This is a genomic window from Candidatus Protochlamydia sp. R18 (assembly GCF_000648255.1).
Classification (GTDB): domain Bacteria; phylum Chlamydiota; class Chlamydiia; order Chlamydiales; family Parachlamydiaceae; genus Protochlamydia; species Protochlamydia amoebophila.
On sequence record NZ_BASL01000733.1, the window covers coordinates 1 to 7,482 of the forward strand.

The following is a 7,482-nucleotide window of genomic DNA, read 5'->3' on the forward strand; positions in this document are numbered from 1 at the left end:
ATTTTAGAGAAGAGAAATTCTGTGTAGCTATTGCTGCTTGAAACCCAAAGTTCAGGTTATAGACATTAAATTTATCAGTAAAATAGAGGATTTTTTAACGTCAGTTTAACGTAAGGAACCCTCTAAAACATTCTAGGAGCTTAGCAGCTTCGATTTCTGTATTTGAAAAGAACAGTCGAAGCTTGGATGGATTCAAGCAATAATTAGCAAGACCTGCCATCAGATTGCTAAGAAAGTTCCATCGACTTCAGTGCCCATGATGTTCTATCTGACAGCTACTTTTCAACAGGTTATTCGCACTTTCAATAATAGCCCTCTTTTTTAGCATGAGTTTATCTACTAACGTGATCAATTTATTTTTCATCTTCTTCTTTACTTTTGTGAAAAGATGAATTTCCTTTTGCATTAGAGTATTAGTCAGTTTTAATCTGATTAAAATAAAAAAAAATTTGATCTTATATTGATAAGTTCATATTTTTAGGTGTAAGTTGCTACCTAGCAAGGCTGTAAAATTCAGTACGAGGGTAAAGAAAGTATTGAGTTTTTCAACAACACTTTGATTTTATTTGCGTTAAGGTTTATGATTATTATTCTGTTATGGTAACATAACTAAAGAAGAATCATCAGAAAATAGCAAACAGACTGGGATTGAATTATTAATATAAAACACAATAAGTTTAATTTGTTTATAATTAATAATTTTAATTTAGGTAATTTATGATGTATTTACAACCTTGCTCTCCTAATCAAGGCTATCAATCTGATCAGGATATGCCATATAAGGCAGCTAAGCCTAAAGAGGTAGTCCAAACCAACCTACCGATAGAAACTAAAGTAAAGGATGTATGTAAAGATGTTTTTACAGAGTTTTTGCATACACTAGATCCTGAACTTTCAATTAAAACCTTAAATACTCTTCCCACAGAAAAAATCGCCGTTTGGCAGGTGGCAATTTCTGAGGACGCTACAACTTTTTTTGAGAATTGGCTTGATTCTAAAGTTTTTCATCTATACCCAAATCAAAAAAAGATGGAACAGGAGTTGAAGACCATTTATCAAGAAATTAAAATACAAAGTAATGCAGCACCAGCTACAGTTGCTGATATTGATCAATTAGCCAGAAATATTCTTAAAGAATATAGTAAAACAATAGAAGACCAAGCGACGGATGATGCTTTTTTAACCCCTTATTTTGCAAAAGAATTGCAGATTCCTTCTAATTCTAAACTCATGCGCTTAACAATTGATAAAGCTAAACCATCAATTAGCAAAGTTGTTAGTGAGCGGCTTGGCTATTTATACAACGATCGTCCAAGAGAGTGTCTAAAAAATGTCCTTAGTCATGATTATCCAAATCAAATCGATCAGGTAAGCTACTTAGTGAGCCTTTGGTCCAAATCTAGGCGGAAATTTGCCCCTATTTGGGAACAATAAATTCCGTTCTACAGGTAGGCTATCTTTAATCAGATAGCCATTTTTTATATTGATCAAGACCAACTTGGGACCAATAATTTTGATACATTTTGTCAGAAGGTCTAGGCCCTTTACATACATGCTGAATTAGATAAAGGCTTTGTCCAGTTTGTACCGTTTCTTTAAAATATTCTTCAGCTCCCTCCGCAAAATTAGGGTGTAGTAATTCAATTTTAACCTGAGTATTAGTCCTATCGCTCATATGGCTAGGAGGAGGAAAATTATAAGTGATATTATTTATAATTGAATCAACGAATTTTAGGGGATTTTGTAAAACAAAAAATTCTTTATACTTCTCAAAATATTTAGGAAGAATAATTAGATTAAAGCTTGAAGGAACAATATTAGCATTGATTTTTACTTCAATACAAAATTTACTGTCATCTGCCTTTTTATCAGTTGGTATTTTTTCCTTTTCAAATTCTAATAGTTTGTCTCTAATCCACTCATCGTTAGAAACGCCTTTTACATCTTCTATGACTTGATTCGCATTACCTATAAGCTTTAGTTTATTTGGATCGATTAGAATTAGCATACCTGCATGCGCTCGCTTGGAAAGCTCTTCCAATAGCAAATTGTTTTGAGGAGTTTGCGAAAGCATTAGTGGCTGGCTTTTTAACTTTAGAGATCTGAACATGTTAGCCATTGGTCCCGTTGCACTAATTTTTTGTTCTTCTTCATCGGTTAAAGGATATGGCTCTACCTGAGGTTGATCGTCCCTTCTTTCAAGTAAAATAGGGTAGTGCTAAATAGGTAAGGCTATTCCAATAAACTGATCTAATTTGATAGATTAATTATTCTAATTTAAGCGGAGAAGAGCAATGAGATATACGCATTGCGGCTCAGATTTGGTAAAGGAGAATGGTTATACAAGACATGAAAAGCAAAATTTTCGCTGTTTAGAGTGTGGCAAACAGTGGAGCGAAAACAATGAAGCTAAAATCATTAACGAACAAACAAAGGAACTTGTCAGAAAAGCTCTTCTAGAAAGGGTGTCTCTTAATGGAATTTGTAGAATTTTTGATGTAAGTATGCCATGGCTGCTAGATTTTATTAATTTCATTATCAATGATTTGCCTGAGGATTTAAATGCACAAGTCACTTGTCATGAAAACGATGAGTTGGAAGTGGCTAAATTTGAAGGAAATGAGCGATGAAGTTTTGTAGGAAATAAGAAAAATGATCAGTAGTTATGGCGCATCTTGCATAAAAAAAGTCGGCAAGTGCTTGCTAGGCAATTAGATCCTCGAGACAAAAAAACCACTGAGCTTCTTTTTGCGGAACTAGCCGAATCATTAAAAAAAAAAGCCCTTTATTTCACTGATAAATTTAATGTCTATTACGAAACCATTCCTTGGAGTCAACATCAACCAGTTAGCAAGCAATCTGATCAGATAAGCTACATTGAAAGATTTAATTGTACTCGCAGACAAAGATGGGTAAGGCTTGTAAGGAAAACACTTTCATTTTCTAAAAAACTAACTAATCCCATTGGGTTAATAAAATACTTTATTTGTGATTACAATAGACAATTGAGAGCCTTACCTATTTAGTACTACCCATTTTTGTTTTTATGGTGTTAAATCCGTTCAAGAATCATTGATTTTTTCAAAGCTAACAATGCAGCAACAAGTTTAAGCGTAAGGTTTTTATGCACCCATCGTTTTTCATTATCGGAATTCTGTTTTTTATAGCGATTCTTTTAAACTATTACTACCTTAATTCTAATTCAGATATTGATTTAGACGATTAGGAAGGCTTACTTTGGCTGCTTTAAGAATTTGAATAAATCAAAATGATAATAAGGCTAATCGCAAGCTAGCTCACCTTTTAAACCTGCATGGGAAAACCAAACTTTTAGACTCTCTGGTACAAAAATGACATTATAATTTAGGTGGTTTAGCGACAGGAGCTTTAATTACTTCTGGTAAAGGAGTAGGATTGAGATGGCCAAAATGTTGAATGAGCCTATCAATGATGACAGGATAGGGCAATCTTATGATAATAGAGTCAATCAATTATGCGAGAAATAACGAAGGGAAGAGTATCAAAAAATTGTTTAATGAAAGTTGTGTTTTACTAGGTAAAATTTTTTGATTAATAAATCGCTCAACTTTGCGCTGGATAAGATTTTCTTTAATAGTATCGTGCTGATAACCAATTTCATAAGGAGTTCTTTTCAAATGCAAAATTTGTTGTAATTCATCGCTTTGCAATATTCCTTTTCCTTTGAAATTTAGTTCAGCAGAAAGATCGCAAACAAGGTAAATTAACGCTAATAATCCTAAAAATAGTTTTTTTTCATAATAAAACCGATTTATAAGTAAAATTAATTGTATACACCTATATGTTTTAAGATTGAAAATTCTTTAATTGCTTTTAGATGATTTGGCTTAAGATTGAAAATTTTCTGATAGTATTTGATGGCAACTTTCAAATATTTAACAACTTTATATTCATTTTCATGAGTAGCTTTATTGGGGGATGCCAGGGCAAATAACAGGCAGTTGGCAAGGGAGCCTAAAAGGAAAGGAAGAAATGGGGCAAAAAAAAAGGGCCTTAAAACGGGGTGTTTTAAGGCCAAAAAGAAAAGTTTGGCGGCGACCTACTCTCCCACACTCTTGTGTGCAGTACCATCGGCGATGAAAGGCTTGACTTCTGAGTTCGGAATGGGTTCAGGTATTTCCCTTTCTCTAATGCCACCAAACGAAAATCATAAAAGGTTTAAGTTTCACTTATCAAAATCAGCTCTTGAAAACAATCTCACACGCTTGATTTTTTATTTCGCACCACACTGTTTGTGCTAAAGGGAATGGTTTTCATCCTTTAGAAAAAAAGGTGGTCAAGCCGATCGACCGATTAGTATTGGTAAGCTCAACGCATTACTGCGCTTACACACCCAACCTATTAACCACATGGTCTATATGGTGTCTGATAGGGATACCTTATCTTGAGGGAGGCTTGGCGTTTATATGCTTTCAACGCTTATCCGTTCCGAACATAGCTACCCGGCAATGCTCTTGGCAGAACAACCGGCTCACCATTGGTTCGTCCACTTCGGTCCTCTCGTACTAGAAGCAGCTCCTCTCAAGTATCCTACGCCCACAAAAGATAGGGACCAAACTGTCTCACGACGTTTTGAACCCAACTCGCGTACCGCTTTAATTGGCGAACAGCCAAACCCTTGGGACCTTCTTCAGCCCCAGGATGCGATGAGTCGACATCGAGGTGCCAAACCGCCACGTCGATATGAACTCTTGGTGGCGATAAGCCTGTTATCCCCGGAGTACCTTTTATCCGTTGAGCGACGGCGATTCCACATTCCACCGCCGGATCACTAAGCCCGACTTTCGTCTCTGTTCGACTTGCAGGTCTCACAGTTAACTTGCCTTATACCTTTACGCTCTACTCGTGATTGCCAACCACGATGAGGCAAGCTTTGGACTCCTCCGTTACTCTTTAGGAGGATACCGCCCCAGCAAAACTGCCCGTCTGACAATGTCCGAATCCCAGCTTCATGGGATTTCGTTAGATTCCCGACTTATCAAGACCAGTATTTCAACGACGACTCCAGCCCACCTGACGATGAGCTTTCTTAGTCTCCTGGTTATTCTACACATGACAAGTCAAGAGCCAATATCAGAGTACAGTAAAGGTTCACGGGGTCTTTCCGTCTTATTGCGGGTAAACAGCATCTTCACTGCTACTACAATTTCACCGAGTCTCTTGTTGAGACAGTGCCCAGATCGTTATACCATTCGTGCAGGTCGGAACTTACCCGACAAGGAATTTCGCTACCTTAGGACCGTTATAGTTACGGCCGCCATTCACCAGGGCTTAAATTCAATGCTTTGCACTTAACGTGCTAACATCTCCTTTTGACCTTTTGGCATTGGGCAGGCATCACACCATATACTTCGACTTAGACGTCTTTGCATAGTGCTGTGTTTTTGTTAAACAGTCGCCTGGGCCATTTCTCTGCGGCCACAGGATGCTTTAGCAGCGAGTGCTATCACAACTTGTGGCTCCTCTTCTCCCGAAGTTACGAGGATAATTTGCCGAGTTCCTTAACAAGAGTTCTCTCGCGCGCCTTAGAATATTCTTCCCACCCACCTGTGTCGGTTTTGGTACGGTCACCATCAACGATTAGAGTCTATTTCTTGGAAGCCTTGCGCTACGCTATCGGTTCCCCCGAAGGTTTCCCTTAGTGACAACCTGGTCTTCCGTTAGCGGATTTACCTACTAACCAACCTCATTGCCCCACGGACACATCCAATGGTCCGCGCGCTTAACGTACTCCGTCGACCCGTCACCAATGTTTTAGGTGGCGCAGGAATATTTAACCTGCTTTCCATCACCTACGCTTTTCAGCCTCGGCTTAGGGACCGGCTAACCCAGGGAAGACGAACTTTACCCTGGAAACCTTAGGTTTTCGGCGAGGAGGATTTTCACCTCCTTTATCGTTTACTCATGCCATGCATTATCACTAGTATGCGCTCCAACGCTCCTTACGGTACATCTTCGACGCTGCATACTACGCTCTCCTACCGCTTATTCTTTAACAGAATAAACCCGCGATTTCGGCTCTATGCTTTAGTCCCGGATATTATCGGCGCAGAGTTTCTCGATTGGTGAGCTGTTACGCACTCTTTAAATGATGGCTGCCTCTAAGCCAACATCCCAACTGTTTTAGAAACTCCACTTCCTTACTCACTTAGCATAGAATTAGGGGCCTTAATCGGCGATCTGGGCTGTTCCCCTTTTGACAACGTAGCTTATCCCACGCTGTCTATCTCCCGGACGACTTTACAGTATTCGGAGTTTGATTTCCTTTGGTAGGTCGGTAAGACCCCCGCGTGAATTCAGTGCTCTACCCCTGTAAAGGGCTGTCCGAGGCTAACCCGAAAGTTATTTCGAAGAGAACAAGATATCTCCAAGTTTGATTGGCCTTTCACCCCTATCCACAACTCATCCAAAACTTTTTCAACAGTTACTAGTTCGGTCCTCCACAAGGTGTTACCCTTGCTTCAACCTGGTCATGGATAGATCACTTGGTTTCGTGTCTGCGCCAAATGACTTAACGCCCTTTTAAGACTCGCTTTCGCTTCGGCTTCGGAATGAGATCCCTTAACCTTGCCATTTAACGCAACTCGCTGGCTCATCATGCAAAAGGCACGCCGTCAGCCATTCCCAAATTATTGGGCATAGGCCTTCGACCGTTTGTAAGCTATTGGTTTCAGGTTCTATTTCACTCCCCTAACAGGGGTTCTTTTCACCTTTCCCTCACGGTACTGGTTCACTATCGGTCATTAACGAGTATTTAGCCTTGGAGGGTGGTCCCTCCGGATTCAGACCGGGTTTCACGTGTCCGGCCCTACTCAGGTGCTCATCTAGCTAGCTCTCTTTTTCGCATACGGGGCTTTCACCTTGTATCGCCTAACTTTCCAGAAATGTTCTGCTAAAGTTCGCTAGCCATTGTGATGAGTCCTACAACCCCACTAATAAATTAGTGGTTTGGGCTCTTCCCACTTCGCTCGCCGCTACTATGGGAATCTCTGATTTGATTTCTTTTCCTCTGCCTACTTAGATGTTTCAGTTCGGCAGGTGTCGCCTCCTTAACCTATGGATTCAGTTAAGGATAACCAGACATTACTCTGGTTGGATTGCTCCATTCGGATATCTCCGGGTCAATGCTTTTTTCCAGCTCACCGAAGCTTTTCGCAGGTTTCGCGTCCTTCATCGCCTGTTAATGCCAAGGCATCCACCAATAGCCCTTAATAGCTTGACCAAAAAATTTTAGTCTCAAGCAATTAAGTATGAGTTACGACTCACATAAGCTGATCGCTTATGTCACTTAAATTTTTGTGTGAAGATTATTCTCAAGCGCTGATTTTGATCAGTGAATTTGTGATGACTTTGGTCATCTTTACTTTTCACGTTTCTTGTTCTTTCGAACAATCAACGTTTCAGATTAAACTTGATTCTTAAACTTTTATGACTTTCAAAATA

At 39.3% G+C, this 7,482-nt stretch carries 5 protein-coding genes, 2 rRNA genes and 1 pseudogene; 2 read left to right on the plus strand and 6 right to left on the minus strand.

The window, feature by feature from the left end; genetic code table 11:
- Positions 1-247: 247 nt before the first annotated feature.
- Positions 248-454, minus strand: coding sequence for a transposase (locus tag TY19_RS26880; RefSeq protein WP_445082252.1), 207 nt, complete (start codon positions 452-454; stop codon positions 248-250).
- Between the two features lie 263 nt (positions 455-717).
- Here TY19_RS26880 and TY19_RS08260 point away from each other — a divergent pair, with 263 nt between their 5' ends.
- Entirely contained in the window at positions 718-1,434 is a 717-nt protein-coding gene (locus TY19_RS08260; RefSeq protein ID WP_079979274.1) for a hypothetical protein, read from the plus strand.
- Positions 1,435-1,459: 25 nt separating this feature from the next.
- Here TY19_RS08260 and TY19_RS08265 read toward each other — a convergent pair whose 3' ends face one another.
- Positions 1,460-2,119: a hypothetical protein gene (locus tag TY19_RS08265; protein WP_042281683.1), complete on the minus strand. Its 660-nt coding sequence runs from the start codon at positions 2,117-2,119 to the stop codon at positions 1,460-1,462.
- A gap of 175 nt (positions 2,120-2,294) precedes the next feature.
- On the opposite strand from TY19_RS08265, the pseudogene TY19_RS12910 reads away from it, so the two are divergent.
- Positions 2,295-3,026 (plus strand): annotated as a pseudogene (locus TY19_RS12910) (IS1 family transposase).
- 330 nt (positions 3,027-3,356) lie between these two features.
- On the opposite strand, the gene TY19_RS20575 reads toward TY19_RS12910, so the two are convergent.
- From TY19_RS20575 to TY19_RS08295, 4 genes are all read right to left on the minus strand, one after another.
- Positions 3,357-3,491 (minus strand): hypothetical protein, encoded by a 135-nt coding sequence (locus TY19_RS20575; protein WP_255346667.1) that lies wholly within the window; start codon positions 3,489-3,491, stop codon positions 3,357-3,359.
- Positions 3,492-3,689: a hypothetical protein gene (locus TY19_RS08280; protein WP_042281687.1), complete on the minus strand. Its 198-nt coding sequence runs from the start codon at positions 3,687-3,689 to the stop codon at positions 3,492-3,494.
- A gap of 376 nt (positions 3,690-4,065) precedes the next feature.
- Positions 4,066-4,180, minus strand: a 5S ribosomal RNA gene (gene rrf / locus TY19_RS08290).
- A gap of 131 nt (positions 4,181-4,311) precedes the next feature.
- A 23S ribosomal RNA gene (locus TY19_RS08295) occupies positions 4,312-7,261 on the minus strand.
- Between the last annotated feature and the right edge of the window lie 221 nt (positions 7,262-7,482).

Bases quoted from the DNA above. Each gene is read 5' to 3' on its own strand.
- TY19_RS08265 (WP_042281683.1), bottom strand. From the start codon at position 2,119: ATGGCTAACATGTTCAGATCTCTAAAGTTAAAAAGCCAGCCACTAATG.
- TY19_RS08260 (WP_079979274.1), top strand. From the start codon at position 718: ATGATGTATTTACAACCTTGCTCTCCTAATCAAGGCTATCAATCTGAT.